This window comes from Citrobacter braakii (assembly GCF_002075345.1).
GTDB classification, from domain to species: Bacteria; Pseudomonadota; Gammaproteobacteria; order Enterobacterales; family Enterobacteriaceae; genus Citrobacter; species Citrobacter braakii.
The window spans coordinates 502,703-529,346 of record NZ_NAEW01000001.1 but is presented as its reverse complement, the minus strand read 5'-3'; the positions used below and the strand labels follow the sequence as shown (position 1 = coordinate 529,346).

The following is a 26,644-nucleotide window of genomic DNA, read 5'->3' as shown; positions in this document are numbered from 1 at the left end:
TTTTGCATGTTGTACGCCGGATTGGCCCCGCCTGGCCATCCGGTCAGATGTATGCCGAAATAATCCTGGGAATAACTTCATGAGTATCACACTTACGTTTAACGCCGAACGTCGCCAGGCCTGGCGACAACTGGGTTTATGGGGAGATGCTTCGCTTGGCGATTACTGGCACCAAACCGCCAGAGCCATGCCGGATAAAATCGCCGTGGTTGATAATCATGGCGCTTCATATACCTACGCTGCACTCGACGATGCTGCCAGCAGTCTGGCAACCTGGTTTGTAGCCTGCGGGATCCAACCCGGCGATCGCATTGCCTTTCAGTTGCCTGGCTGGTGCGAGTTCACCATTATCTACCTGGCCTGCCTGAAAACCGGAGCCGTTTCCGTACCACTGCTGCCTGCCTGGCGCGAAGCGGAACTGGTGTGGGTACTGAACAAATGCAAAGCGAAGATTTTTTTCGCACCGACGTTGTTTAAACAGACCCGACCGGTTGATCTGATCCTCCCCTTGCAAAACCAGTTGCCGCATCTGCAACAGATTGTTGCCGTAGATAAACTGGCACCGGCCACCGCCTCGCTGGCGTTCAGCCAACTGCTTCTGGCTCCGCCATTAACCCAGGTTATTAACGTTCACGCCGATGAACTGGCTGCCGTGCTATTTACCTCCGGGACCGAGGGAATGCCGAAAGGCGTAATGTTAACCCACAACAATATCCTTGCCAGCGAACGCGCCTACTGTGCCCGACTCAATCTCACCTGGCAGGATGTGTTTTTGATGCCCGCCCCACTGGGACACGCTACCGGTTTTTTGCATGGCGTTACCGCGCCGTTTTTAATCGGCGCACGCAGCGTATTGTTGGATATATTCACCCCAACCGCGTGTCTTGAACTGCTCGAGCAACAACGCTGTACCTGCGTGCTCGGTGCAACCCCCTTCGTCTACGACATGTTGTGTAGTCTGGAAAAACGGCCCTGTGATCTCACATCACTACGTTTTTTCTTATGCGGTGGCACCACCATTCCGCAAAAAATTGCCCGTGACTGCCAACAGCGCGGCATTAAATTGTTAAGCATCTATGGTTCGACGGAGAGCTCGCCGCATGCGCTGGTCAATCTCGACGATTCACTTTCACGCATGATGAACACCGATGGATATGCCGCCGCAGGCGTGGAAATTAAAGTCGTCGATGAAGCGCGCAATACGTTGCCTGCAGGGGTCGAAGGTGAAGAGGCCTCGCGTGGCCCCAATGTTTTTATGGGCTACCTCGATGAGCCTGAACTGACCGCCCGCGCGCTGGACAAAGATGGCTGGTATTACAGTGGCGACTTATGCCGCATGGACGAAGCGGGATACATCAAAATTACCGGGCGTAAAAAAGATATTATTGTGCGCGGTGGGGAAAACATCAGTAGCCGCGAAGTGGAGGATATTTTATTACAGCATCCGCGCATTCATGATGCCTGCGTTGTCGCGATGCCAGACGATCGGTTAGGTGAACGATCGTGCGCTTATGTGGTGCTGAAACCGCCGCATCATTCGCTGTCGCTGGAATCAGTGGTGGCCTTTTTTAGCCGCAAACGGGTGGCAAAGTATAAATATCCGGAACACATCGTCATTGTCGAAACGTTACCGCGCACGGCGTCAGGCAAGGTACAAAAATACCAGCTGCGTCAGGATATCATTCAGCGTTTAAGCGTGGAGAGTGTGGAAAGCGTTGAAGGGTAAAGTACCGGATGGCGATGCTAACACCTCTAATCCGGCCTACGTTGCATACTAACCGTAGGCCGGGTAAGGCATTTACACCACCATCCGGCATGATGTTACTTCTTCAGTTCAGCCAGGCTCAGCCAGGTCTGCACGACGGTGTCCGGGTTCAGCGACAGACTGTCGATCCCCTCTTCCATCAGCCAGGCGGCGAAGTCTTCGTGATCGGATGGACCCTGACCGCAAATACCCACGTATTTGCCCTGTTTCTTGGCTGCACGAATCGCCATCGACAGCAGCGCTTTCACCGCGTCGTTACGCTCATCAAACAGTTCAGAAACCACACCAGAGTCTCGGTCCAGTCCCAACGCCAGCTGCGTCATGTCGTTTGAACCGATGGAGAAGCCGTCAAAGTACTCAAGGAACTGCTCGGCCAGCAAGGCGTTGGACGGGATCTCGCACATCATGATGATCTTCAGTCCGTTCTCACCGCGTTTCAGCCCCTGACGCGCCAGCTCTTCCACTACCGCTTTCGCCTGGGCAACGGTACGTACAAACGGTACCATCACTTCTACGTTAGTCAGGCCCATATCGTTACGGACACGTTTCACTGCGTCACATTCCAGCGCGAAACAGTCGCGGAAGCTATCAGCAATGTAACGGCCCGCCCCGCGGAAGCCCAGCATCGGGTTCTCTTCATGCGGCTCATAACGCTCACCGCCGACGAGGTTGGCATATTCGTTGGACTTAAAGTCTGACATACGCACGATAACGCGTTTTGGATAGAACGCCGCACCCAGCGTGGCGATCCCTTCCGTCAGACGACCAACGTAGAATTCACGCGGGGAATCAAAACCTTTCATCATGCCGCGGATTTCGTTTTGCAGCTCAGGCGTCTGGTCATCGAACTCCAGCAACGCACGCGGGTGTACGCCAATCATGCGGTTGATGATAAATTCCAGACGCGCCAGGCCGACACCTTCGTTTGGCAGACAGGCGAAGTCGAAAGCCCGGTCCGGGTTACCCACGTTCATCATCACCTTCAACGGCAGATCCGGCATGGTCTCCACGCTGGAACTCTTCACGCTGAAGTCGAGCATCTCAGCGTAAACATAACCGGTATCACCCTCGGCACAGGAGACAGTGACTTTCTCACCGTCCTTCATACGCTCGGTGGCATCACCACAGCCAACCACGGCCGGGATCCCCAGTTCACGGGCAATGATCGCCGCGTGACAGGTACGACCGCCACGGTTGGTGACAATCGCCGCCGCTTTCTTCATGATCGGTTCCCAGTCCGGGTCGGTCATGTCGGTAACCAGGACGTCGCCAGGTTCGATACGGTTCATTTCGCTGATGTCCTGAATGACTTTGACCGGACCCGCGCCAATGCGGTGACCGATAGCACGACCTTCAGCAATAATTTTACCCTGAGCATGCAGCGTATAACGCTCCATCACCTGGCCGCGCGAGCGCACGGTTTCCGGACGCGCCTGCACAATGAACAGCTTGCCGGTATGACCGTCTTTCGCCCATTCGATGTCCATCGGACGACCGTAGTGCTTCTCGATCTGTACCGCCTGCTTCGCCAGCTCCTGCACTTCTTCGTTGGTCAGGGAGAAAATGTCGCGCTGCTCCTGCGGTACATCTTCAATCGTCACCTGCTTGCCGTGTTCCTGGGTTGGCGCGTAGACCATACGGATTTTTTTCGAACCCATTGTGCGACGGACGATCGCCGGACGGTTTGCCGCCAGAGTCGGTTTGTGCACGTAGAATTCATCCGGGTTAACGGCACCCTGCACGACCATCTCGCCCAGGCCCCATGCGGAAGTGATGAACACCACCTGATCGAAACCGGATTCGGTATCGATGGAGAACATTACGCCGGAAGACGCGAGGTCTGAGCGCACCATCCGCTGAACGCCAGCAGAGAGCGCTACGCCACGATGGTCATAACCCTGGTGAACGCGATAAGAGATTGCTCGGTCGTTAAACAGCGAGGCGAAGACGTGTTTGATAGCAACCAGTACGGCATCAAATCCCTGGACGTTGAGGAAGGTTTCCTGCTGACCGGCAAATGACGCATCTGGCATATCTTCTGCGGTGGCGGAAGAGCGCACGGCAAAAGAGGCATGGGCATCGTCTGCTGACAGCTGCGCGTAGGCATCGCGGACGGCATTTTCCAGCTCCGGCTGGAAAGGAGTGTCGATAATCCACTGGCGGATCTGTGCGCCGGCTTTCGCAAGCTCGGTGACATCGTCAATATCCGTTTTATCCAGCAGCTCATAAATGCGCTGGTTTACACCGCTCTGGTCCAGAAACTGGTTAAACGCATCGGCGGTCGTTGCAAAACCATTCGGTACGGAAACACCCATACCGGAAAGGTTAGTAATCATTTCACCCAGGGAGGCATTTTTGCCCCCAACTCTGTCTACATCATTCATGCCGAGTTGGTTATACCAAAGCACCAGCGGTGACGAGCCATTGTTGGACATCGAACAATCCTTATATATGAACGAGGTTAGGAAACTCAATTTTGCGTAATTATCTTTGCATATTTACTTCAGCGAAAAAAACGGTGAATCGTTCAAGCAACTTTATTTTTTATTTTTTCAGATTGTTTCCGCATTTGCGCAAACCCGCGAGCCACAGGGGATCACCACAAAAACTACCGGTATAAACATTTGTTCCGAAAAATGAAATGTACTTTTCAGTAAATATAAAAATACCGTTTCATTTTACAAAATAGATGCAGCAATATTCGCTTCTGGCGAATTTTAATTTATGCTTTCAGAGAATTATGTCAGCCCCAGGATGAGCAAAATGGATAATGCTGTTGATCGTCACGTATTTTATATTTCTGATGGTACGGCCATCACCGCCGAGGTATTGGGCCACGCGGTAATGTCGCAATTTCCGGTTACGATCAGCAGCATTACGCTGCCGTTTGTGGAAAATGAGAGTCGTGCGCGAGCGGTTAAAGACCAGATTGACGCGATCTATCAACAAACTGGCGTGCGCCCTCTGGTGTTTTACTCAATCGTTTTGCCGGAAATTCGCTCGATCATTTTGCAAAGCGAAGGATTTTGTCAGGATATCGTGCAGGCGTTGGTGGCCCCACTGCAGCAAGAGATGAAGCTCGACCCTACGCCGATCGCCCATCGTACCCACGGCCTGAACCCCGGCAACCTTAACAAGTACGACGCGCGCATTGCCGCCATTGATTATACCCTCGCCCATGACGACGGCATTTCGTTGCGCAACCTCGATCAGGCGCAGGTGATCCTGCTTGGCGTTTCCCGTTGCGGTAAAACCCCGACCAGTTTGTATCTGGCCATGCAGTTTGGCATTCGCGCGGCCAACTACCCCTTTATTGCCGATGATATGGATAATCTGGTGCTGCCAGCGTCCCTGAAGCCGTTACAGCATAAATTGTTCGGCCTGACCATTGACCCTGAGCGCCTGGCGGCCATCCGCGAAGAGCGCCGGGAAAACAGCCGTTACGCCTCGATGCGCCAGTGCCGGATGGAGGTTGCTGAGGTGGAAGCGCTATACCGGAAAAACCAGATCCCATGGCTGAACAGTACCAATTATTCGGTAGAAGAGATTGCTACCAAGATCCTCGACATCATGGGGCTGAATCGCCGCATGTACTAGAATGCTAGTGCATTGGTTCGATTTTTTGTTATTATGCTCGCCACCAGGCAGGATGAGTATGATATTGTGATATACATCACTTCCCGGTAGTCCTGCCGTTGAAGCAACAAATTTCTGAGACAAGTAATGAACAGAACCGATGAACTCCGTACTGCGCGTATTGACAACCTGGTCACTCCAGCAGAGCTTGCGCAACGGCATCCTGTTTCGTCCTCCGTCGCCCGTCATGTTACGGACTCCCGACGCCGGATAGAAAAAATTTTAAATGGTGAAGACGCTCGTTTACTGGTGATCGTAGGTCCCTGCTCGATTCACGATCTTGATGCCGCCATGGAATACGCGACGCGTTTACAGGCGCTGCGCGAAAAACATCAGGCGCGTCTGGAAATCGTGATGCGCACTTATTTTGAAAAACCGCGCACCGTAGTGGGCTGGAAAGGCTTAATTTCCGACCCGGATTTAAACGGCAGCTACCGCGTGAACCACGGCATTGAACTGGCGCGCAAACTGCTGTTGCAGGTCAATGAACTGGGCGTACCCACGGCAACAGAATTCCTCGACATGGTGACCGGTCAGTTTATTGCCGATTTAATCAGTTGGGGAGCCATTGGCGCACGCACCACCGAAAGCCAGATCCACCGTGAAATGGCCTCTGCGCTTTCCTGCCCGGTCGGCTTTAAAAACGGTACGGATGGCAATACGCGTATTGCCGTCGATGCGATTCGCGCCTCCCGTGCCAGCCATATGTTCCTCTCTCCGGATAAAACCGGCCAGATGACCATTTATCAGACCAGCGGTAATCCTTACGGGCATATCATCATGCGCGGCGGTAAAAAGCCGAATTATTATGCTGAAGATATTGCCGCCGCCTGCGATACCCTGCACGAATTTTCCCTGCCTGAACATCTGGTGGTCGATTTTAGCCATGGCAATTGCCAGAAGCAGCATCGTCGTCAGTTGGACGTTTGTGATGATGTGTGCCAGCAAATTCGCAATGGTTCGACGGCGATTGCCGGGATTATGGCGGAGAGTTTCCTGCGTGAAGGTACGCAAAAAATCGTTAGCGGCCAGCCGCTGGTTTACGGCCAGTCCATTACCGACCCGTGCCTGAACTGGGAAGATACTGAACTGCTTGTTGAAAAACTCGCCTCTGCGGTTGATAGCCGTTTTTAATGCTGTTCGCCGGGTAACATCACGTTGCCCGGTGCTAATCCTTTGTTTTCCCCCTCCTTATTGTACAAAATCTATTCTCGTCACAATTATTTCACAAAAAGGCTTGCCGCAATTTTGCAGTTTGATGATAATGATTATCATTGTTAAATTGATTGTTATTTTTAAACACTATTCACGTATGGATAACACAACAACGCCCGCAAAAGAAAAAACACCGCCTGCCGTCGCGCCAAACGAGCGCCGAATTGACAGTAAAAGTCTGCTGGGCAAAGAGGGGCGCGTGATCATAGAACACGATGGTCAGCTCTATCTGCTGCGCCAGACACAAGCCGGAAAACTCATTCTGACCAAATAAACACCACTTTTCGCCAGCCACCCAGGTAGTACCCAGGCAGCCAGCGCTTTTCGATTTCCTAATGGAGAGTTGCTATGCCACACCTGCACACTGCATCCCTGCGCCCTTCGCTCTTGGCGCTGGCGATTATCAGTAACCTGCCCGCCGTCGCGTATGCGGCGGTAGAAGATATGACCGTCACCGCTACCGGCAATGCCCGAAGTGCTTTTGAAGCACCGATGATGGTCAGCGTGATTGATGCCACCGCGCCGGAAAACCAGACCGCCAGCTCGGCAGCCGACCTGTTGCGTACGGTTCCGGGCCTGACCCTTGACGGCACCGGTCGTACTAACGGCCAGGACGTGAATCTGCGCGGCTACGATCGACGTGGCGTTCTGGTGCTGGTTGATGGCGTTCGTCAGGGAACCGACACCGGACACCTGAACAGTACCTTCCTCGATCCGGCGCTGATCAAACGCATCGAGGTCGTCCGTGGCCCTTCTGCACTGCTGTACGGTAGCGGCGCGTTAGGTGGTGTGATCGCCTATGACACTGCGGATGCCAAAGATCTGCTGGAAGCCGGTCAAAACAGCGGTTATCGCGTGTTCGGTACCGCGGCAACCGGCGATCACAGCCTCGGTATGGGCGCCAGCGCGTTTGGTCGCACCGATACGCTGGACGGACTGCTTGCCTGGTCCAGTCGCGATCGCGGTGATTTGCGCCAGAGCAACGGCACTACGGCACCAAACGACGAAGCGATTAACAATATGCTGGCGAAAGGCAGCTGGAAAATTGACAGCGCCCAGACGCTGGCCGGCTCGCTGCGTTACTACAACAATGACGCCCGTGAACCTAAAAACCCGCAAACCAGCGCGGCGGATGCCACCAGCAACCCGATGACCGATCGCTCAACCATCCAGCGCGACGCGCAACTGACCTACTCGATTGCTCCAGCCGACAATGACTGGTTGAACGCGGATGCCCGCGTCTACTGGTCCGAAGCACGCATTAATGCGCAAAACACGGATAACACCGGCGAGTTTCGCAAACAAACCACCAAAGGCGGCAAAATCGACAACCGCAGCCGCCTGTTTACCGACTCTTTTGCATCTCATTTGCTGACCTACGGCGGGGAATACTATCGTCAGGAACAACAGCCAGGCGGCGCAACCACCGGTTTCCCGGAGGCAAAAATCGATTTCAGCTCCGGTTGGCTACAAGATGAAATCACCCTGCGCGACCTGCCGGTTACGCTGCTGGGCGGTACCCGTTATGACTCTTATCGTGGCAGCAGCGACGGCTATGAAGATGTCGATGCCGATAAATGGTCGTCCCGCGCCGGGCTCACCGTTGCGCCAACCGACTGGCTGATGCTGTTCGGATCATACGCTCAGGCCTTCCGTGCGCCGACCATGGGCGAGATGTATAACGATGCGAAACACTTCTCGATTGGCCGTTTTTACACCAACTACTGGGTGCCGAACCCTAACCTACGCCCGGAAACCAACGAAACCCAGGAATACGGATTTGGCCTGCGCTTTGACGATCTGTTGATGGCGAGCGATGCGCTCGAATTTAAAGCCAGCTATTTCGACACCAAAGCGAAAGATTACATCTCCACCAGCGTCGACTTTGCCGCCGCGACAACCATGTCCTATAACGTACCCAACGCCAAAATCTGGGGCTGGGACGTGATGGCGAAATATTCCGCCGATCTGTTCAGCCTCGACATGGCCTATAACCGTACGCGCGGCAAAGATACAGACACCGGCGAATACATTTCCAGCATTAACCCGGATACCGTCACCAGCAAACTGAACGTACCGGTTGCGCACAGCGGTTTCTCCGTTGGCTGGATAGGTACATTTGCTGACCGTTCAACGCATATCAGCAGCAGCTACACGAAACAGGCCGGTTATGCGGTAAACGATTTCTACGTGAGCTATCAGGGCCAACAAGCGCTGAAAGGCATGACCACCACGCTGGTACTGGGCAACGCCTTCGACAAAGAGTACTGGTCGCCGCAGGGCATTCCGCAGGATGGTCGTAATGGCAAAATTTTCGTGAGTTATCAGTGGTAATCACTTTTCCCCGGTTCGCCGGGGCAGCAATCTGGAAGGAAGAGACAATGAATCATTACACACGCTGGCTGGAACTGAAGAAAGAAAATCCGGGCAAATACGCACGTGATATTGCGGGATTGATGAATATTAGCGAAGCCGAACTGACCTTCGCGCGCGTCGGTCATGACGCCTGGCGCTTACGGGGCGAAGTGCGTGAAATCCTCGGCGCACTGGAAGCTGTCGGCGAAACCAAATGTATATGCCGCAACGAATATGCGGTGCATGAGCAGGTTGGTGCGTTTACCAATCAGCACCTGAACGGTCATGCCGGACTGGTACTCAATCCGCGCGCTCTCGACCTGCGCCTGTTCCTCAATCAGTGGGCAAGCGTGTTCCATATCAGCGAAACAACCGCCCACGGTGAGCGTCAGAGCATTCAGTTCTTTGACCATCAGGGGGATGCGCTGCTGAAGGTCTATACCACACAGAATACCCTCATTGAGGAATGGGCTGCGTTGCTGACCCGTTTCATCTTCGCGGAAAACCCGCCTCTGGCGCTGCAACCCGCCCCCCCTTCTGCTCCAGCCACCGTCACGGTCGATGCGCAGACCGTGGATCAAGAGTGGCGAGCCATGACCGATGTACACCAGTTCTTCGGTCTGCTGAAACGCCACGATCTCACCCGCCAACAGGCGTTTAACCTGGTGGGCGACGATCTGGCCTGTAAAGTCGCAAATAGCGCTCTGGCGCAGTTACTCGACACCGCGCGCCAGGATGGCAATGAAATTATGGTCTTTGTAGGTAATCGTGGCTGCGTACAGATTTTTACCGGTGTGATAGAAAAACTGGTGCCGATGAAAGGCTGGCTGAACATATTCAACCCGACATTTACCTTACACCTGCTGGAAGAGAGCGTGGCAGAAACATGGGTAACGCGCAAACCGACCGCCGATGGCCACGTCACCAGCCTGGAACTGTTTGCTGCCGACGGCACGCAAATCGCCCAGTTGTATGGTCAACGAACGGAAGGCGAACCAGAGCAGACGCAATGGCGCGCGCAAATTGACGCACTGACGCCGAAGGGGCTGGCCGCATGAAAAAACTGCTGGTCCTGATTGCGCTACTGCCCATCGTCGCGATGGCTGCGTCCAGGGAACGGGTTGTTGCTCTCGGTGGCGATGTCACCGAGATTGTATACGCACTGGGAGCACAGTCTTCCCTTGTGGCGCGAGACAGCACCAGCCAGTGGCCTGAAGCAGCAAACGCCCTACCTGATGTCGGTTATTTGCGCCAGCTCAACGCCGAAGGGATCCTTGCCACCCGCCCTACGCTGGTCCTTGCCAGCGCGCAGGCGCAGCCCTCTCTGGCGCTAAAACAGCTCGAACAGAGCAACGTCAGGGTTGTGACAATCCCGGCAAGCAACGCGCTTAATGTGATTGATGAAAAAATTCGCGTCATCGCCGAAGCCACCCATAGGGAGGCCGATGGCGAAACGCTGCGCACCCGCTTACGTCAGGAACTGGCGGCGTTGCCGTCATCTGAACTTAACAAACGCGTGCTGTTTATTCTCAATCATGGCGGGATGACCGCGATGGCGGCGGGCCAGCAAACCGCAGCCGATGCGGCTATTCGTGCCGCCGGTTTGCGCAACGCAATGCAGGGTGTTAACCGCTATCAGCCGCTGTCGCAGGAAGGTGTCATTGCCAGCCAGCCCGATCTGGTGGTGATTTCACAGGACGGCGTTAAGGCGATGGGGGGCGAAGATAACCTGTGGGCGCTGCCGGGCCTGGCGCAGACGCCTGCCGGACGAAATAAACAGGTATTGCAGGTTGACGATATGGCGCTGCTCGGCTTAAGCGTACGCACCCCGCAGGCCATTTTGCAGCTTCGCGCTAAAGCAGAGCAATTGCCCTGATGTCGCGACGTATCCGTTGTTCTTTATGGACACTCGCACTCATGTTGGTCGTGATGACAATTATGGCTACCGGTTTTGGCGCGTTGCGCCTGCCGGTAAGTCTGCTGTGGCGTGATGGCGATGAGGCACTGCGTCAAATCTGGCTCACCATTCGCCTGCCCCGCGTCCTGCTGGCGCTGGTGATTGGCGGTTCTCTGGCGCTCGCGGGCTGCGTGATGCAGGGCCTGTTTCGCAACCCGCTTGCCGATCCGGGATTACTGGGGATAAGCAGCGGAGCCGCCTGCGCCGTCGCCCTGTGGGTAGTGCTGCCGGTCTCTTTGCCCGCGCTGTTGATGCTGTACGCCCCCATGCTGGCCGCTTTTCTCGGTGCGCTGGCGGCAACGGTGGTTATTTTTATCCTTAGCCAACAGCGCGACGCTTCACTCTCACGTCTGCTGTTGGTCGGTATTGCCATCAACGCGCTGTGCGGGGCGGCGGTTGGCGTTCTGTCGTGGGTCAGTAATGACGCGCAACTGCGCCAGCTGTCGCTATGGGGGATGGGCAGTCTGGGGGCCGCGCAATGGTCCACGCTGTTGGCTGTCACTTCATTGACTGTCCCGACGGTGCTGATCATCTGGCGTCTGGCGCCGGCGCTGAACCTGCTGCAGTTAGGTGAGGAAGAGGCGCATTACCTCGGTGTAGATGTGCGTATTGTTCAGCGTGTTTTGCTACTTTGTAGCGCACTGCTGGTTGCCGCAGCCGTGGCGGTAAGCGGCGTAATTGGCTTTATCGGGCTGGTTATCCCGCATCTGATGCGCATGTGGCTCGGCTCAGACCATCGGGCCGTTATCCCAGGTTCCGTGCTGGCGGGCGCATTTTTATTGCTGATAGCCGACACGCTGGCCCGTACGGCGGTTGCGCCTGCGGAAATGCCGGTCGGTTTGCTAACCAGTCTTCTGGGCGCACCGTGGTTTTTATGGCTTATTTTTCGTCAGCGAGGACCTCATGGCTGAACATTTCATCGCTGAAGGGCTTCACTATCGCGTCGCGGGCAGAGCGGTGATTGACGACGTCACTCTTGCTCTCGAAAAAGGTGAACTGGTGGCGCTCATCGGCCCAAACGGTGCGGGGAAATCCACCCTGCTGCGCCTGCTGACCGGTTTTCTGAAACCGGCTACAGGGCGCTGCGTGCTGGCGGGTAAACCGCTGGATGAATGGCATAGCCAAACACTGTCGCGGCATCGGGCGGTGATGCGCCAGCAAACACAACTGGGATTTGACTGGCCGGTAGAGGCCGTCATCGCGATGGGGCGTGCGCCCTGGACCCAGCGGTCGGAACCTCGACTTATCGCTCAGGTGATGGAAATGACCGGATGTACACCGCTGGCGGGCCGGCAATACGCCGCGCTTTCCGGCGGCGAACAACAGCGAGTACAGTTAGCCCGTGCACTGGCGCAACTTTGGTGCGACGGCGCGCCTCGCGGCTGGTTATTCCTTGATGAACCGACCTCTGCGCTGGATCTTTACCACCAGCAGCATCTGTTGCGCTTGCTGAAGACGCTTACCGCTTCACAAGAGCTGCATGTGTGCATTGTGCTTCACGATCTGAATCTCGCCGCACTGTGGGCAGACAGAATAGTGTTGCTGCACAACGGCAGGCTGGTGTCGCAGGGAACGCCAGAGGCCGTGTTACAGGCCGATGACCTGAAGCGCTGGTATGGCGCCCAGGTACACGTTGGCCAGCATCCGGCCAACGGATCCCCGCAGGTGTTTCTGGCCCCTTAGCTTGAACAGCTCACCTCCAGCCGTTTGCCCCAGTCAGGTGGACGGCTGACATAGTCATCATCACGATCGACAAATGGGGTACGCAACGCTTCGTGTAACCGATGCAGCTCGGCGTAATCCCCCTGCTCTGCCTGATTAATCGCCCGTTGCGCCAACCAGTTACGCAATACCATCGCCGGATTAGCCGCCTTCATCTGCGTTTGTCTGACTGCGTCGGCAATGTTGTCTTGCTGCAGGCGTGAGCGATACCGTGTGAACCAGTCATCAAACGCTGCGCGTTCGATAAACTCATCGCGCAGCGGGGATTGCGCGCTGTGTTGTTCCGTCTGACTGAGCATGCGAAACGTTCGCGTATAGTCGCTTCTTTCCCGCGCCATCAGGTTAAACAGTTCACTAAGCAGTTCGTTATCGTTTTTTTGCTCGCTAAAGAAGCCAAGCTTTTGTCGCATCCGCTGACCGTAGCGAGTTAACAGCGCCAGTTGATAACTGTCCAGCGCATCATTAAGCGCCTCGACCGGGATAAATGGCGACAGAGTTTGCGCCAGACGTTGCAGGTTCCAAAGCGCCGCGGCCGGTTGATTATCGAAACTGTATCGCCCCTGGTTGTCTGAGTGGTTGCAGATAAAATCGGGCACGTAGTCATCAAGGAAACCGAATGGGCCGTAATCCATCGTCAGTCCCAGAATCGACATGTTGTCCGTGTTCATGACACCATGCGCAAATCCCACCGCCTGCCAGTCCGCGATTAACGTCGCAGTACGCGTGACAACATCGTTAAACCACAGCTGATACTTATCGGCTTCTTCCTGCCATTGCGGCCAATAATAGCGAATCGCAAAGTCAGCCAACTGGCGCACTTTTTCCGGCTCGCGGCGATAGTAAAAATGCTCAAAATGGCCAAAGCGCATATGGCTTTGCGCCACGCGAATGAGCATCGCCCCTGATTCTACCGTTTCGCGATACACCGGCGTGTCGCTGGTAACAATCGACAATGCCCGCGTGGTCGGTATTCCCAGGTAATGCATCGCTTCGCTGGCCAGGCTTTCGCGAATTGTCGAGCGCAGTACGGCGCGACCATCCCCCATACGGGAATAAGGCGTAAGTCCGGCGCCTTTCAGGTGCCAGTCACACGTTGAGCCGTCAGCGAGCTGTTGTTCGCCCAACAGTATCCCGCGTCCATCGCCAAGCTGGCCCGCCCAGACGCCAAACTGATGTCCGCTATAAACTTGCGCTAAAGGCGACATCCCGGGAAGCAAAGATTCACCGCCCCAAACACCGGCTCCGGTTGGAATATCAAATAGCGTCTCTGGAATAGCTAATTGCTCCGCCAGCGCATCGTTATGCCAGATCAGGCGCGCGTTTTTCAGGGGAGTGGGTGAAAGTGCTGTATAGGTTGCTGGTAATTCATCACGCCAGCGGGTGGTAAAAGACAGGGTCATAGGGCCTCCTGTCTCTAGTGTAGACTGTTAAAAGCCTGTTAAACACCAGCAAATATGAGGGTTATATCTTCGCGAGCGAAATTATCTGCGCGGGGGGCACAGCAGGCCACAGCGCGCCCTGCATGGCGCTGAATCCCAGAGGCAGTACGCGCGCTAACATCTCGGGTGTATCAATACCGCTAATGATAATTGACTCACTGCTGGGAAATAGCTGTGCCAGGATAGCCCGCATAAACGGCTCAAACGAAATATGTGTAATCCTTTGTTGAACAAAGTTTTTATCGAGCACGACGCGTTTGAACAGCCCATCAAAAATTGCCCGGTTTGATATGCCGCCAGCACCATAGTTTGTCAGTACTAATGGAAATCGCGCCGCCAGTGCTGCCAACGTTGGATTCGCTTTTCCATTATTTAACTCTGGATAGTTTTCATTAATAGCCAGTTCCAGAAATGACAATCGTTCAACTTGTGAAGCAAATTTAGCATCTGATAATAAAGTATTAGCAATTGCCGGCGTTAAATTAATCCAGGCAGAAACCTTTCGTTGAATAAAAAAATGTTGGCATGTTTCGATTAATTCAAGCTTTTCGGTAAATAAGCGACATTGCTCTTCGTCCGACATCCGAGGTAGGACCAGCTCGGTGGGTATACGCACATCCCCCTGCGCACTGGCAAAACTGGTAATGATATCTACGTATTCAAGATCGCCTTTTTCGTTTCTCGCAGGGAGAAAAGAGAACTCTGAATGGTAAAGAGTATCCATTGAAACAATCATCGTGCCAGCCCCTCTGCATAGGTGTTATCCGGCATCCTGTAGCAAAGGATGGAGAAATACGTTATTGCTGATGCAAGTAGAGGCCCTTTCATTTTTCCCTTTATAGCCAGTAAATCGAATCCCTTTTTTTTAGCTTATCCTGATTATAAGCGAATATCCAGCTTTGCACTTTTTAATATCTCGGAATAAATCATATTTTTAGCAAGATACGCTCTTAATGTTCAGGGGTATTGTCCGGCTGGCTGCAGAAATAAGAAGTTACTAACAAATGGAAATGTCGAGGCTGCTCAGCCGTAGGCAGCCTCGTGACTGATGAGGATTAAATACGTCGCGCCTGCCAAAAGTTTTTGCGCCAGTAAACGTTGTCCAGTGATGAGCGCATCACACCACGGCTGGTTGAGGCATGAATAAATTGATTATTGGTATCATAAATTCCGACATGCAGACCGCTTTCCCCAGACCCGGTTTTAAAGAACACCAGATCGCCGGGCAGCAAATCATCTTTATCAATTTCGGTACCAATCTTTGATTGCGTGCGGGTATCACGCGGGAGTTGCAGATCGAATTTATCGCGCATTGTCATCAATACAAATCCAGAACAATCCACTCCGCTACGGCTCATGCCGCCATAACGATAGGGTGTGCCATGCCAGGTTTGTAGCTGGTCATTAAGCCCGGCGATAACGGCGATAGAATCCGACAAGCGGGCATTTGGCGCAGGAGCACGATGGCTGCTGCAGCCCGCCAAAAACAATGCTGTGATGAAAAGAAGCCAAAAGCGCATTCAGGACGAATCCTCTGAATTATATTTTTATGTCAATTTAGCGTGGAAATTATATGATTTTCAAGAACCCATTTAACTTAAGTGGTTGATATGAGCATTCTGTGGCCTTCAATATCCAAACGACGGAAGTTCACGCCATAAGCCGCAGACAAATTGGCTGGCGTTAGTACCGTATCACGAGCACCACTGGCAAGCAGCTTCCCGCGTTTGAGGAGCCAGGCCTTGTGCGCATGACGTAAGGTGTGATTAAGGTCATGACTGCTCATTACAATCGCGATGCCCTGTAAACACAGCTGACCCAGCATCCGGTCCAGCGCATTTTGTTGCGCCACGTCCAGGCTGTTCATCGGCTCATCCAGCAGTAAAAGCTGGCCGAATGGATTCGCTTGTGGGCAAATCTGCAGGATAACCGCAGCCAGGCGCACGCGCTGCCACTCACCGCCGGAGAGCTGATTCACGCTGCGTCCCAGCTTATCTCCAAGCCCAAGCGCATCGGCGATTTCCTGTAACAGATCGGTGCGTGCTTTATCGGGTTGATGCAGCGTCAGAAAATGCCAGACCGGCATCGCAAACGGCGGGTTTTGCTGTTGCGCAAGATAAGCACGATATTGCGCCAGCTTTGCTGCCGGCCATTCATCCAATGACACATCACCAAAGGTGATGCTGCCCTTGCCGGTCGTCAGCCCCGCCATTCGCGCCAACAGCGTGCTCTTTCCTGCGCCGTTAGGCCCCACTAAATGCAGGATCTCCCCTGCTTTTATCTCACCAGAAAGCGGGCCAAGTCGGGTCGATTCTGCTACGTCCTGTAGCTGCATCAATCGAGACATTAGTTTGCCAGCGCCATCTTGATGGATTGCACCAGAACAGGATCCTCAGGCGTCATATCAGGTGAAAATCGTTGCAGTACCTGACCATCCCGACCCACTAAAAACTTCTCGAAATTCCACAGAATATCGTCCGGGTAGAGCGGCGCCCGACCTTTACTCGCCATACGCTCATAGAATCCACTATCCGCAGGCGCGACGGCGGTTGGCGCGGCATCAATCAGTTTCTGATACAGCGGATGGCGTCCCTCGCCATTGACCTCAATTTTGCTGAACATCGGGAAGGTAACGCCCCAGGTGGTACTGCAGTACGTTTTTATTTCCTCTTCACTGCCCGGCTCCTGGCCCAGAAACTGGTTGCAGGGGAACCCAAGAACGGTAAAGCCCTGCTGATGCCAGGCTTTCTGCAGATTCTCCAGTTGCTCATATTGCGGCGTTAGCCCACATTTTGAAGCAACGTTGACGATTAACAGCACATTTCCGGCATACGGCTGCAGTGAGGTCACCTCGCCGTCGATGGTCGTCACGTCTGTATCGAGGATAGTGTTTTGCATAGCATCTCCAGAACAACAGGTGGATTTTCAGTTTTTAATCATAGACCGAATCAACGCGTTCTAGCGCGCGGCTTTTAACAATAGCCAGATAAATACCGGTGCGCCCATGGTGGCCGTCACCACGCCAATTGGCAGCTCAGCCGAGGCCAGCACCAGACGCGCGACAACATCAGCCAACAGTAATACGATAGCGCCAGCCAATGCGCAGCCCGGCAGTAACACGCGATGATCGGTTAAGCCGCACAGCCGCAGAATATGTGGGATCACAAGCCCAATAAAGCCAATCGCTCCTGCCAGAGCCACGCTTACGCCAACCATCCAGCCTGTGGCGACCACCAGCAAGTTGCGCCAGAACCATAATGGCAATCCCAACTGACGTGCAGAAGTCTCCCCCAGCGCCAGCATATTCATCGGCTGCGACTGACAGCATATCCACACCAGCACCGGAATCAACGCCACCATGAGCCAGGCCTGATGCCAGTCAACGCCGCCAAAGCCCCCCATCATCCAATACATTAGCTGTCGCAAATCAAAAGAAGTGGAGAAGTAGATGGCCCATGTCATTAGCGCGCTACAGATAATCCCCAGCGCCACCCCCGCCAACAGCAGACGGCTGGTAGACAAATGACGGCGGGCAAAACGGAGCAGAATAAGCGTGATAATCAGCGCCCCAGCGATGGCGCATAAACCCAACGCCCAGCCGGGGAGCTGCCCCTGCCCCAGCAACACCGCCGCGATGAGCCCGACTCCCGCGCCATTAGACACGCCCAGTAATCCAGGCTCTGCGAGCGGGTTTTCAAAGAGAGCTTGCATCACTGCGCCAGATAAGGCCAACGCAGCGCCTACCAGCAAAACGGCGAGGGTACGGGGAAATCGGATTTGCCAGACGAACAGATCACCGCGGGCGCTGAACCAGTCGCCGGGGGCGATCCACTGTTCTCCTGCGCATAAGCTAATCACGAGCATGACCAATAGCAACAGCGATAAAGTGCCTAACCAGTATCGGTCTCGCCGACGTTGTAATTGTGCAAAAGGTTGCATGTTTATACTTTTTTTATGGGTTATCTCATTAATTTTACGATGAAAGCAAAAAACATGGAAGGAAGCTCTACCGCAAATGAGGCAATGGCCCAAAACAGCATGAACCTTAGACTTTTGCCTAATGCAATGCTGGCAGCAATACCAGGTAGTAGCTGTCATTATTAATATCGTTCCTGAGATTAAATAAATAACCACAACCGGACAGGATGTCCGGTTGCAGAAGTTTTGTGTGATTGTCTTCTCATCAATACGTAAATATATTGTGTAGTCTTCATATCATCATAACACCCTCAGGAATTATCTTATGGATATAATTCTTTCGCTTATTGCCGGTGCAATTATTGGTTTCATATTTACATTAATAAAACTCCCCATTCCAGCCCCTGCTGCCTGGCCTGGTGTATTTGGTATCATCGGTGTACTTAGTGGTAATCAGATCTTTAATTATTTATTCAACAAATAAATTCATTCACCAAAGAAATTAACGTATAGACAAAATAAACTTATTACATGGACCTCTCATCACATTCATGAAAAGTGAGGATTAGATGCCCTGTCGTTACAAAAAACAGCGTCTTCGCTATATTTTAACACTACTCAAAAAACAAGGAAGTGTAAAAATATCATCTCTTGTTAAGGTACTTGATGTTACGGAAAGAACACTCCGCCGCGACATCAATGACCTCGTAAAAACAGGACATGTCCGCTCATGCTATGGAGGTGCTGTATATAATCACGACAATGCATTCCCATTATATGAGAACAACTCTCTTTATTTGCACCAAAACATCATCATTAACCAATCAAAGATCGAACGAGAAATATCAATGAACGAAAACAATGGGAAAGTTTACATTCTGGGTTCATTTAATACCGACTTAGTATATCGGCTTCACCGTTTTCCTATTTCAGGAGAAACCACGCGCGCGCTTTTTTCCTGTTGTTTACCCGGAGGGAAAGGCAGCAACCAGGCGATAGCATCCGCACAAGCCAATGCTCGCACTTATTTTACAGTCAAATTAGGTGAAGATGAGTTTTCAACCAAAGCCCAGCATTTTTTAAATGGCGTAGGATTAGAAAAACTAACAATCTTTACCAAAAATGATGCACCAACCGGCAGTGCCGTAGTGATGATATCCGAAGAGGCTGGCGATAATGTAATCGTTATTAATCCAGGGGCTAATCAGGAAATAACGAGTGAAGAAATTATATCCTGTTATGACGAGATAGGCACCGCCAATGTTTTTTTGACGCAGATGGAAAACAATCCTGATGCTACAGCTCAAGCTATTAAGTTCGCACATACCGCCGGGGTGATGACAATCCTGAATCCAGCACCATGGCGCAAGGAAGTGACAGATCTTCTCCGCTGGACACACATCCTGACCCCAAACCTCACAGAAGCAGAGGCGATAATTGGCAAGGCTATTCGTACGCCAGACGATATTCGTCAGGCCGCCGAAACCATGCACCAAATGGGACCACAATATATTCTAATTACGTTAGGCAAAGATGGGTGCTGCTTATTTGATGGTTCTACTCACCAACAGTTCCCGGCATATCCCGCCGTTAATATTGATACATCCGGCGCCGGTGATGCATTTAATGGTGCACTCGCTGCACGACTTGCCTGTGGAGAAAATATTGCCAACGCAATTCATTACGCCTGTGTATTTGCAGCACTGGCCGTAGAGCGTGAAGGCGCAGCCAATATGCCATCCCATGAACTCGTATTAAAACGATTAGCTTGTACTAAATACTGATATTAACCCACCACAAAAATAGGGATATAAAATGAAAAAAATCGCCTTCGGGGCTTTATTATCGTGCGTAGCTTTTTCCTCATTAGCTGAACAACAATACGGTTGGGGAAATATACATTTTGACTATCAATCCTGGGATGCCGGTGTTAAAGACCTCGAATATGAACAAGCCTTAATTGGTATTGAGGGAGGTATTGGTTTTGATTGGGGTGAAATGTACGGTTTTTATGATTTTGAAAATATTCTAGATGACGAGGGAAATCAGGGGCAGACTGCGAATGGTGAAATCCATACCTACCTCTGGAAAACAGGTGCCAGCTTATTTACAAAAGTCTATAATTCGCAAAGCCCCAATTTTAAAGAGACGAATCAATTTATTGGGCTTGGCTATACCGACCTGAAAGGCGATGGATGGTGGTTTAAACCCTGGATTGCTCGTCAGTACATTACCGCACACAGTAATTTTGGCCCAGCTTATGATATTAATGGAATCAATGGTTTCTCAATTGGATGGAACGCTGGTTATGCTTTCAATCTTCTCAACCAGGACTTCTTACTGTCCAATTGGAATGAAATAGAACTTGACCGTAATGATGACTATACCGCTAACAATCATGGTAGCAATGGTTTAAACGGCGGCCTGAATATTACCTGGAAAATCATGCCTCATATATCCACCACATTAATGTATCGGTACTTTTATAACAAACTTGGTGCGGATGGATATGGCGATATTCTCATTTATCGACTGGCCTACGACTTCTAACTTAAGGAACATTAACGATGTTAAGTATCCACTGGCCTGAATTAACTTCAGCGCAGCGTATTGCCTTAATTACGCCACCTAAGTATGGCAAAGTGCCTATCGTTATTGACAGCGATACCTACAATGAAATTGACGATCAGATGGCCATTGCCTGGGCATTCTTACACCCGGAGCGCCTCGATCTGCAAGCTGTATACGCCGCTCCGTTTACCAACCACTATTTTGGTAAAGAGGGCTCGCACACATATGTTGACGATCCCGCAGTAGGCATGCAACTGAGCGTCGATGAGATCTATCGCGTATTTAACAAACTCCCCCGCCGCGAAAACATACCGCAAATATTCCAGGGTTCAACACGCTATCTGAAAGATAGCAACCAGCCGGAGATGTCAGCAGCAGTACAGGATTTGATTAACCGGGCAAGAACGGCTGAGCAAACATTACATGTACTCGCAATCGCCGCGCCGACCAATATCGCTAACGCACTGCTCCTCGCGCCGGACATCGTCACAAAGATTCATGTCATCTGGCTTGGGGGTAACAGTTATGCCTGGAAAGATAATCATGAATTCAACCTGATGCAGGACATTGCGGCGAGTCGGGTACTTTTTGATAGCGGCGTAGCGCTCACCCAAATCCCCTGCTTTGGCGTGGCTAACACTATGGCCTCATCGGTCCCAGAGATGCAGCACTATTTTGCAGAGACCAGCCGCATTGGTAGCTACTTTGCTGAAATTGCCCCGCGATGCCCCTGGATTGGTTTTGCATCCCGCAAAGTCATTTGGGATATCACTACGGTTGGCTATGTCCTGAATCCTGACTGGTTCACCTGTGAATACCGTACATCCCCTTTGATCAATGACAATCTGAGCTGGAGTTTTGATAACCGCCGTCACGTCATTCAGGTCGCAAAATTTATTGAGCGGGATGCTCTCTTTAAAGATCTTTTCCGTAGCATCATTGATGCCGATGAGGGATAAACCATGCAGATACTCATCGTCATACTTGGCATTGTTGTCCTGTTACTCGTTGCCTGGCTATGTTCAGAAAATCGCAAAGCTATCCGGTTTCGCACCGTTGGCGGCGCCTTTGCAATCCAGGCTCTTTTTGCTGCATTTATCCTGTATGTCCCCTTAGGGGAAAAAATCTTACTCGCCATATCAAACAGTCTGTCAGGCATGCTGAACTATTCGTCGGAAGGGATTAACTTTCTCTTCGGGAATCTCGGACAGTTCAAAATGGGGTTTGTATTTGCCGTGCATGTTCTGCCGATTATCATTTTTATGTCAGCATTGTTCTCCGTGCTGTACTACCTGGGCATCATGCAGTGGATTATCCGCCTCATCGGTACGGGTATCCATAAACTGCTGCGCACCAGCCCGGCAGAATCCATGGCTGCAACGGCCAATATTTTTGCGGGCAATACTGACGTCTTCGTCCTGATGAAGCCTTATGCGCCACGCATGACGCGCTCAGAACTGTTTGCCCTCATGACAGGTGGTGTGGCCTCTATCGCAGGCTCTGTGTTGGTTGGCTATGCCAGTATGGGGATCGAAATTCGCTATCTGGTAGCCGCCTCTTTTATGTCAGCACCAGGCGGTCTGTTAATGGCGAAAATGCTGTTTCCAGAAACGGAACCCGAAAACACTGCCGACGTGACGGGCGATATGCTTGGTCAAGATGAAAAGCCCATCAACATCGTTGAAGCGGCGACAAATGGCGCGACTATCGGGCTGAAGCTCGCCGCTAACGTGGGGGCAATGCTTCTGGCACTGATTGCATTAATTGCTATGGTGAACGGCTTGTTGGGCTGGTTTTGTGGCTTTTTCGGCTATGGTAACGTCACGCTACAATTTATCTTTAGTTACCTCTTTGCTCCGGTTGCCTGGCTGTTGGGCATTCCCACTAACGAAGTCTTGCAAATTGGCAGCCTGTTAGGTCAAAAATTGGTGTTGAATGAGTTCGTCGCGTATACCAGCTTTATTCCAATGAAAGACCAACTGTCGGAATATTCGCAGATAATAACGATCATGGCGCTGGCTGGGTTTGCCAATTTGTCCTCTCCTGCCGCATTGATTGGCGTACTGGGGGGGATTGTGCCGGGGAAAAAAAGTTTCATTGCTAAAATGGGGCTTAAAGTGATCCTGGCGGGCACGTTGTCTAACCTGCTGAGCGCAGCACTGACCGGGCTGTTTTTCCTTCTGGCCCACTAAGAAAAAAGGCCGCATTCGCGGCCTTTTTAGTTAGTTCAGATTACTCTTCTTTCGGCGTTGCGTTTTCAACCCGGCTTTTTAACTTCTGTCCGGGTCTGAAGGTCACCACGCGCCGTGCTGTAATGGGAATATCTTCGCCCGTTTTCGGATTACGGCCCGGACGTTGATTCTTATCACGCAGATCGAAGTTACCAAAACCAGAGAGTTTTACCTGCTCACCATTTTCCAGAGCACGACGGATCTCTTCGAAAAACAGCTCGACCAGTTCTTTGGCATCCCGCTTGCTAAGCCCAAGCTTATCAAACAGATATTCTGACATTTCAGCTTTTGTAAGCGCCATAGGTTCAATCCCTCAATGATGCCTGGAATCGCTCTTTTAATGCCTCTACACATTTGGCGACGGTAGCGGCAATCTCCTCTTCTTCAAGTGTACGGCTGGTATCCTGAAGGATCAGGCTGATAGCGAGGCTCTTATAACCCTCCGCAACACCCTTACCGCGGTACACGTCAAACAAGTTTACGCCAACTACCTGATTTACGCCAACTTTCTTACATTCGGATAAAATATCCGCAGCGGGAACGTTTTCTGCCACAACGACCGCGATGTCGCGGCGGTTCGCCGGGAAGCGAGAAACTTCACGCGCCTGAGGCACCACGCGGTCTGCGAGCTTGTTCCACTCCAGTTCAAACACCAGAGTGCGACCGTTCAGATCCAGTTTACGTTCCAGTTCAGGATGAACAACCCCAATGAAACCAATGCGTTCACCTTTCAGATAAATCGCCGCAGACTGCCCCGGATGCAGTGCTGGATTCGCTTCAGCTTTGAATTGAATATCCGCCAGCTTGCCGGTCAGGTCGAGAACCGCTTCCAGATCGCCTTTCAGATCATAGAAATCAACAGTCTCTTTTGCCAGATTCCAGTGTTCATCATGACGGTTACCGCAGATCGCGCCCGCCAGCATCAGATCCTGACGAATCCCGAGGTTGGCCTGCGTGTCCGGTACGAAACGTAAACCCGTTTCGAAAATACGCACGCGGTTTTGCTGACGATTCTGGTTGTACACTACCGTAGACAGCAAGCCGGTCCACAGGGATAAACGCATTGCCGACATATCAATCGAGATTGGGCTTGGCAGCAACAGCGCTTCTTCACCCGGGTGCAGCAGCGCCTGGACTTTCGGGTCGACAAAGCTGTAGGTAATAACTTCCTGGTAGCCTTTGTCATTCAGCATGGTTTTTACGCGTTTCAGCGACAAATCCGCTTCACGATGCGTACCCATGATAAGACCCGCCTGAATTGGCATATTCGGGATATTGTCATAACCGTATACGCGGGCGACTTCTTCGACCAGGTCTTCTTCGATCTCCATATCGAAACGCCAGCTCGGCGCTACCGCTTTCCACTCATCTTGCCCTTCCGTGACATCACAACCCAGACGGCGCAGAATATCGCTCACCTGCTCATCTGCAATATGGTGTCCGATCAGACGATCCAGTTTGCTACGGCGCAGCGTAATGGTTGCGCGTTTTGGCAGCGAGGCTTCGTTCGTCACGTCAATGATTGGACCCGCTTCGCCGCCGCAGATATCAATCAGCAGGCGCGTAGCACGTTCCATGGCTTTATGTTGCAGCGCCGGATCGACACCACGCTCATAGCGGTGAGACGCATCGGTGTGCAGACCGTGACGACGTGCGCGACCGGTAATAGACAGCGGGCTGAAGAACGCGCATTCCAGCAGGACGTTTTGCGTTTCATCATTCACACCGGAGTGCTCGCCACCAAAGATGCCACCCATTGCCAGCGCTTTGTTATGGTCCGCAATCACCAGCGTATCCGCATTCAGCTTCGCTTCACTGCCGTCCAGCAATACCAGGGTTTCACCTTCTTTTGCCATGCGGACAACAATCCCGCCTTCAATGCGGTCTTTGTCGAATGCGTGCATCGGCTGGCCCAATTCGAGCAGCACATAGTTAGTCACGTCAACCACAGCATCGATCGAGCGGATGCCGCAACGACGCAGTTTTTCTTTCATCCACAGCGGGGTTGGCGCTTTAACGTTAATGCCTTTCACCACGCGGCCCAGATAGCGTGGGCAGGCTTCCACCGCGTCGACCTGAATCGGCAGGACGTCGCTAATGGTTGCGGCTACTGGCGCTATTTCCGGCTCAACCAGAGGGGCTTTGTTCAGTACAGCAACGTCACGTGCCACACCGATAATGCCTAAGCAGTCGGCGCGGTTCGGAGTGACGCTGATTTCGATAGTATTATCGTCAAGCTTCAGGTATTCACGGATATCGGTACCAATTGGTGCATCGACAGGCAGTTCGATAATACCGTTGTGATCGTCGGAAATGCCCAGCTCGGAGAACGAGCACAGCATGCCTTCAGACGGCTCACCGCGCAGTTTCGCGGCTTTGATTTTGAAATCGCCCGGCAGAACGGCACCAACGGTTGCTACAGCCACTTTCAAACCTTGACGGCAGTTTGGCGCACCGCAGACGATATCCAGCAGGCGGTCGCCGCCGACATTCACCTTGGTGACGCGCAGTTTGTCAGCGTTAGGATGCTGAGCGCACTCAACCACTTCACCCACTACAACGCCGTTGAACGCGCCAGAAACAGGATCCACACCGTCAACTTCCAGACCCGCCATCGTGATTTGGTTTGACAACGCATCGCTATCAATCGCCGGGTTTACCCATTCGCGTAACCACAGTTCACTGAATTTCATTGTTTTATCCTGCCTTTATTTAAACTGTTTGAGGAAACGCAGATCGTTTTCGAAGAAAGAACGCAGATCGGTTACGCCGTAACGCAGCATGGTCAGACGCTCCATACCCATACCGAATGCAAAGCCAGAGTAGATTTCCGGATCGATACCGACGTTACGCAGCACGTTCGGGTGAACCATTCCGCAACCCAATACTTCCAGCCATTTGCCATTTTTACCCATCACATCGACTTCCGCAGAAGGTTCGGTGAACGGGAAGTAGGAAGGACGGAAACGAACCTGCAGGTCTTCTTCAAAGAAGTTGCGCAGGAAATCATGCAGCGTGCCTTTCAGGTTGGTGAAGTTGATGTTGGTATCAACAATCAGCCCTTCCATCTGATGGAACATTGGGGTGTGCGTCTGATCGTAGTCGTTACGATATACGCGGCCCGGAGCGATAATACGGATCGGCGGCTGTTTTTCTTTCATGGTGCGGATCTGCACGCCGGAAGTCTGCGTGCGCAGCAGACGCGTCGCATCAAACCAGAAAGTGTCGTGGTCAGCGCGCGCCGGGTGATGGCCAGGAATATTCAGCGCATCGAAGTTATGATAGTCATCTTCGATTTCCGGACCGGTCGCCACGGTAAAGCCCAGCTCACCAAAGAAACTTTCAATGCGATCGATAGTCCGCGTTACCGGATGCAAACCGCCGTTTTCGATACGACGCCCAGGCAAGGAGATATCGATCGTTTCTTCAGCCAGACGAGCATTCAGCGCGGCATTTTCTAATTCGGCTTTACGCGCGTTCAGCGCTTGCTGAACCTGCTCTTTGGCTTCGTTTATCACCGCACCTGCTGCCGGGCGCTCTTCTGCCGGCAGTTCACGCAGGGTAGTCATCTGAAGGGTCAGGTGCCCTTTCTTGCCCAAATATTCGACGCGGACATTGTCTAACGCGGCAACATCTGAAGCCTGGTTAATGGCGGCCGTTGCACTGGCAACCAGCTCTGCGAGATGTGACATGGTTTTCCTCGTTATGTTGCGATATTCACTAGTCGCTCGTATATACACAAAATCATTCAGGCTGAGTCAAGGCAGCAGTAGAGCGCTAATCCTCAGGAGCGTACACACGTACGAGACTGGGGGAAGCGACTGCAGCCAATGCA

General features: G+C 52.4%; 24 protein-coding genes. 14 read left to right on the top strand and 10 right to left on the bottom strand.

Going from position 1 to position 26,644, the window contains the following annotated elements:
* Window positions 1–79: 79 nt before the first annotated feature.
* The gene (gene fadK, locus BZK42_RS02785; RefSeq protein WP_047500314.1) at window positions 80–1,726 is read left to right on the top strand and encodes a medium-chain fatty-acid--CoA ligase; all 1,647 of its coding nucleotides are present in this window, start codon (window positions 80–82) and stop codon (window positions 1,724–1,726) included.
* Between the two features lie 95 nt (window positions 1,727–1,821).
* Here fadK and ppsA read toward each other — a convergent pair whose 3' ends face one another.
* On the bottom strand, window positions 1,822–4,200 hold the full coding sequence (gene ppsA, locus BZK42_RS02780; protein WP_019076667.1) for a phosphoenolpyruvate synthase: 2,379 nt from the start codon (window positions 4,198–4,200) through the stop codon (window positions 1,822–1,824).
* A 328-nt stretch (window positions 4,201–4,528) separates the two neighbouring features.
* Here ppsA and ppsR point away from each other — a divergent pair, with 328 nt between their 5' ends.
* From ppsR to BZK42_RS02740, 8 genes are all read left to right on the top strand, one after another.
* On the top strand, window positions 4,529–5,362 hold the full coding sequence (ppsR, locus tag BZK42_RS02775) for a posphoenolpyruvate synthetase regulatory kinase/phosphorylase PpsR (RefSeq protein WP_016152884.1): 834 nt from the start codon (window positions 4,529–4,531) through the stop codon (window positions 5,360–5,362).
* A gap of 126 nt (window positions 5,363–5,488) precedes the next feature.
* Window positions 5,489–6,535, top strand: a complete 1,047-nt coding sequence (gene aroH, locus BZK42_RS02770) for a 3-deoxy-7-phosphoheptulonate synthase AroH (RefSeq protein ID WP_016152883.1) — start codon at window positions 5,489–5,491, stop codon at window positions 6,533–6,535.
* A 124-nt stretch (window positions 6,536–6,659) separates the two neighbouring features.
* On the top strand, window positions 6,660–6,890 hold the full coding sequence (gene hemP, locus BZK42_RS29555) for a hemin uptake protein HemP (protein ID WP_072034386.1): 231 nt from the start codon (window positions 6,660–6,662) through the stop codon (window positions 6,888–6,890).
* 74 nt (window positions 6,891–6,964) lie between these two features.
* The gene (locus tag BZK42_RS02760) at window positions 6,965–8,950 is read left to right on the top strand and encodes a TonB-dependent hemoglobin/transferrin/lactoferrin family receptor (protein ID WP_080858719.1); all 1,986 of its coding nucleotides are present in this window, start codon (window positions 6,965–6,967) and stop codon (window positions 8,948–8,950) included.
* Window positions 8,951–8,997: 47 nt separating this feature from the next.
* Window positions 8,998–10,029 carry a hematinate-forming heme oxygenase ChuS gene (chuS, locus tag BZK42_RS02755; protein ID WP_075847337.1) on the top strand — a complete coding sequence of 344 codons (1,032 nt, stop codon included), beginning with the start codon at window positions 8,998–9,000 and terminating at the stop codon, window positions 10,027–10,029.
* The gene (locus tag BZK42_RS02750) at window positions 10,026–10,847 is read left to right on the top strand and encodes a heme/hemin ABC transporter substrate-binding protein (protein WP_047358877.1); all 822 of its coding nucleotides are present in this window, start codon (window positions 10,026–10,028) and stop codon (window positions 10,845–10,847) included. The genes chuS and BZK42_RS02750 overlap by 4 nt, the downstream gene beginning before the upstream one ends.
* Window positions 10,847–11,839 (top strand): FecCD family ABC transporter permease, encoded by a 993-nt coding sequence (locus tag BZK42_RS02745; RefSeq protein ID WP_053389675.1) that lies wholly within the window; start codon window positions 10,847–10,849, stop codon window positions 11,837–11,839. Before BZK42_RS02750 ends, BZK42_RS02745 begins: the two co-directional genes overlap by 1 nt.
* Complete coding sequence (locus BZK42_RS02740) at window positions 11,832–12,611, top strand: heme ABC transporter ATP-binding protein (protein WP_080858718.1); 780 nt, start codon at window positions 11,832–11,834, stop codon at window positions 12,609–12,611. The genes BZK42_RS02745 and BZK42_RS02740 overlap by 8 nt, the downstream gene beginning before the upstream one ends.
* On the opposite strand, the gene selO is transcribed toward BZK42_RS02740, so the two are convergent.
* From selO to btuC, 6 genes are all read right to left on the bottom strand, one after another.
* Window positions 12,608–14,050, bottom strand: coding sequence for a protein adenylyltransferase SelO (gene selO / locus BZK42_RS02735; protein WP_080858717.1), 1,443 nt, complete (start codon window positions 14,048–14,050; stop codon window positions 12,608–12,610). The two genes, BZK42_RS02740 and selO, sit on opposite strands and share 4 nt — an antisense overlap.
* A gap of 61 nt (window positions 14,051–14,111) precedes the next feature.
* A complete protein-coding gene (locus BZK42_RS02730) occupies window positions 14,112–14,825 on the bottom strand; it encodes an EAL domain-containing protein (protein ID WP_019076659.1) in 714 nt (237 codons plus the stop codon).
* Window positions 14,826–15,144: 319 nt separating this feature from the next.
* Complete coding sequence (locus BZK42_RS02725; protein ID WP_003832591.1) at window positions 15,145–15,609, bottom strand: NlpC/P60 family protein; 465 nt, start codon at window positions 15,607–15,609, stop codon at window positions 15,145–15,147.
* 77 nt (window positions 15,610–15,686) lie between these two features.
* Window positions 15,687–16,436: a vitamin B12 ABC transporter ATP-binding protein BtuD gene (gene btuD / locus BZK42_RS02720; protein ID WP_080858716.1), complete on the bottom strand. Its 750-nt coding sequence runs from the start codon at window positions 16,434–16,436 to the stop codon at window positions 15,687–15,689.
* Complete coding sequence (locus tag BZK42_RS02715; RefSeq protein WP_047500296.1) at window positions 16,436–16,987, bottom strand: glutathione peroxidase; 552 nt, start codon at window positions 16,985–16,987, stop codon at window positions 16,436–16,438. Before BZK42_RS02715 ends, btuD begins: the two co-directional genes overlap by 1 nt.
* 60 nt (window positions 16,988–17,047) lie before the next feature.
* Window positions 17,048–18,028: a vitamin B12 ABC transporter permease BtuC gene (gene btuC / locus BZK42_RS02710; protein ID WP_032931198.1), complete on the bottom strand. Its 981-nt coding sequence runs from the start codon at window positions 18,026–18,028 to the stop codon at window positions 17,048–17,050.
* Window positions 18,029–18,332: 304 nt separating this feature from the next.
* Here btuC and BZK42_RS02705 point away from each other — a divergent pair, with 304 nt between their 5' ends.
* The 5 genes from BZK42_RS02705 to BZK42_RS02685 all read left to right on the top strand — a co-directional run bounded on the left by BZK42_RS02705 (window position 18,333) and on the right by BZK42_RS02685 (window position 22,770).
* Window positions 18,333–18,491 carry a DUF1427 family protein gene (locus BZK42_RS02705; protein ID WP_016152871.1) on the top strand — a complete coding sequence of 53 codons (159 nt, stop codon included), beginning with the start codon at window positions 18,333–18,335 and terminating at the stop codon, window positions 18,489–18,491.
* An 85-nt stretch (window positions 18,492–18,576) separates the two neighbouring features.
* The gene (locus tag BZK42_RS02700) at window positions 18,577–19,791 is read left to right on the top strand and encodes a PfkB family carbohydrate kinase (protein ID WP_080858715.1); all 1,215 of its coding nucleotides are present in this window, start codon (window positions 18,577–18,579) and stop codon (window positions 19,789–19,791) included.
* A 31-nt stretch (window positions 19,792–19,822) separates the two neighbouring features.
* Window positions 19,823–20,557: an outer membrane protein OmpK gene (locus BZK42_RS02695; protein WP_080858714.1), complete on the top strand. Its 735-nt coding sequence runs from the start codon at window positions 19,823–19,825 to the stop codon at window positions 20,555–20,557.
* A 17-nt stretch (window positions 20,558–20,574) separates the two neighbouring features.
* Window positions 20,575–21,537, top strand: a complete 963-nt coding sequence (locus BZK42_RS02690) for a nucleoside hydrolase (protein WP_080858713.1) — start codon at window positions 20,575–20,577, stop codon at window positions 21,535–21,537.
* 3 nt (window positions 21,538–21,540) lie between these two features.
* A complete protein-coding gene (locus tag BZK42_RS02685) occupies window positions 21,541–22,770 on the top strand; it encodes a NupC/NupG family nucleoside CNT transporter (RefSeq protein ID WP_049281905.1) in 1,230 nt (409 codons plus the stop codon).
* A gap of 40 nt (window positions 22,771–22,810) precedes the next feature.
* Here BZK42_RS02685 and ihfA read toward each other — a convergent pair whose 3' ends face one another.
* Genes ihfA through pheS form a run of 3 tightly spaced genes read right to left on the bottom strand, consistent with a single transcriptional unit; the run spans window position 22,811 to window position 26,501 of the window.
* Entirely contained in the window at window positions 22,811–23,110 is a 300-nt protein-coding gene (gene ihfA / locus BZK42_RS02680; RefSeq protein ID WP_003030571.1) for an integration host factor subunit alpha, read from the bottom strand.
* Window positions 23,111–23,114: 4 nt separating this feature from the next.
* Window positions 23,115–25,502 carry a phenylalanine--tRNA ligase subunit beta gene (pheT, locus tag BZK42_RS02675; RefSeq protein ID WP_080858712.1) on the bottom strand — a complete coding sequence of 796 codons (2,388 nt, stop codon included), beginning with the start codon at window positions 25,500–25,502 and terminating at the stop codon, window positions 23,115–23,117.
* 15 nt (window positions 25,503–25,517) lie between these two features.
* Window positions 25,518–26,501, bottom strand: a complete 984-nt coding sequence (gene pheS / locus BZK42_RS02670; RefSeq protein ID WP_016152865.1) for a phenylalanine--tRNA ligase subunit alpha — start codon at window positions 26,499–26,501, stop codon at window positions 25,518–25,520.
* Window positions 26,502–26,644: the final 143 nt, after the last annotated feature.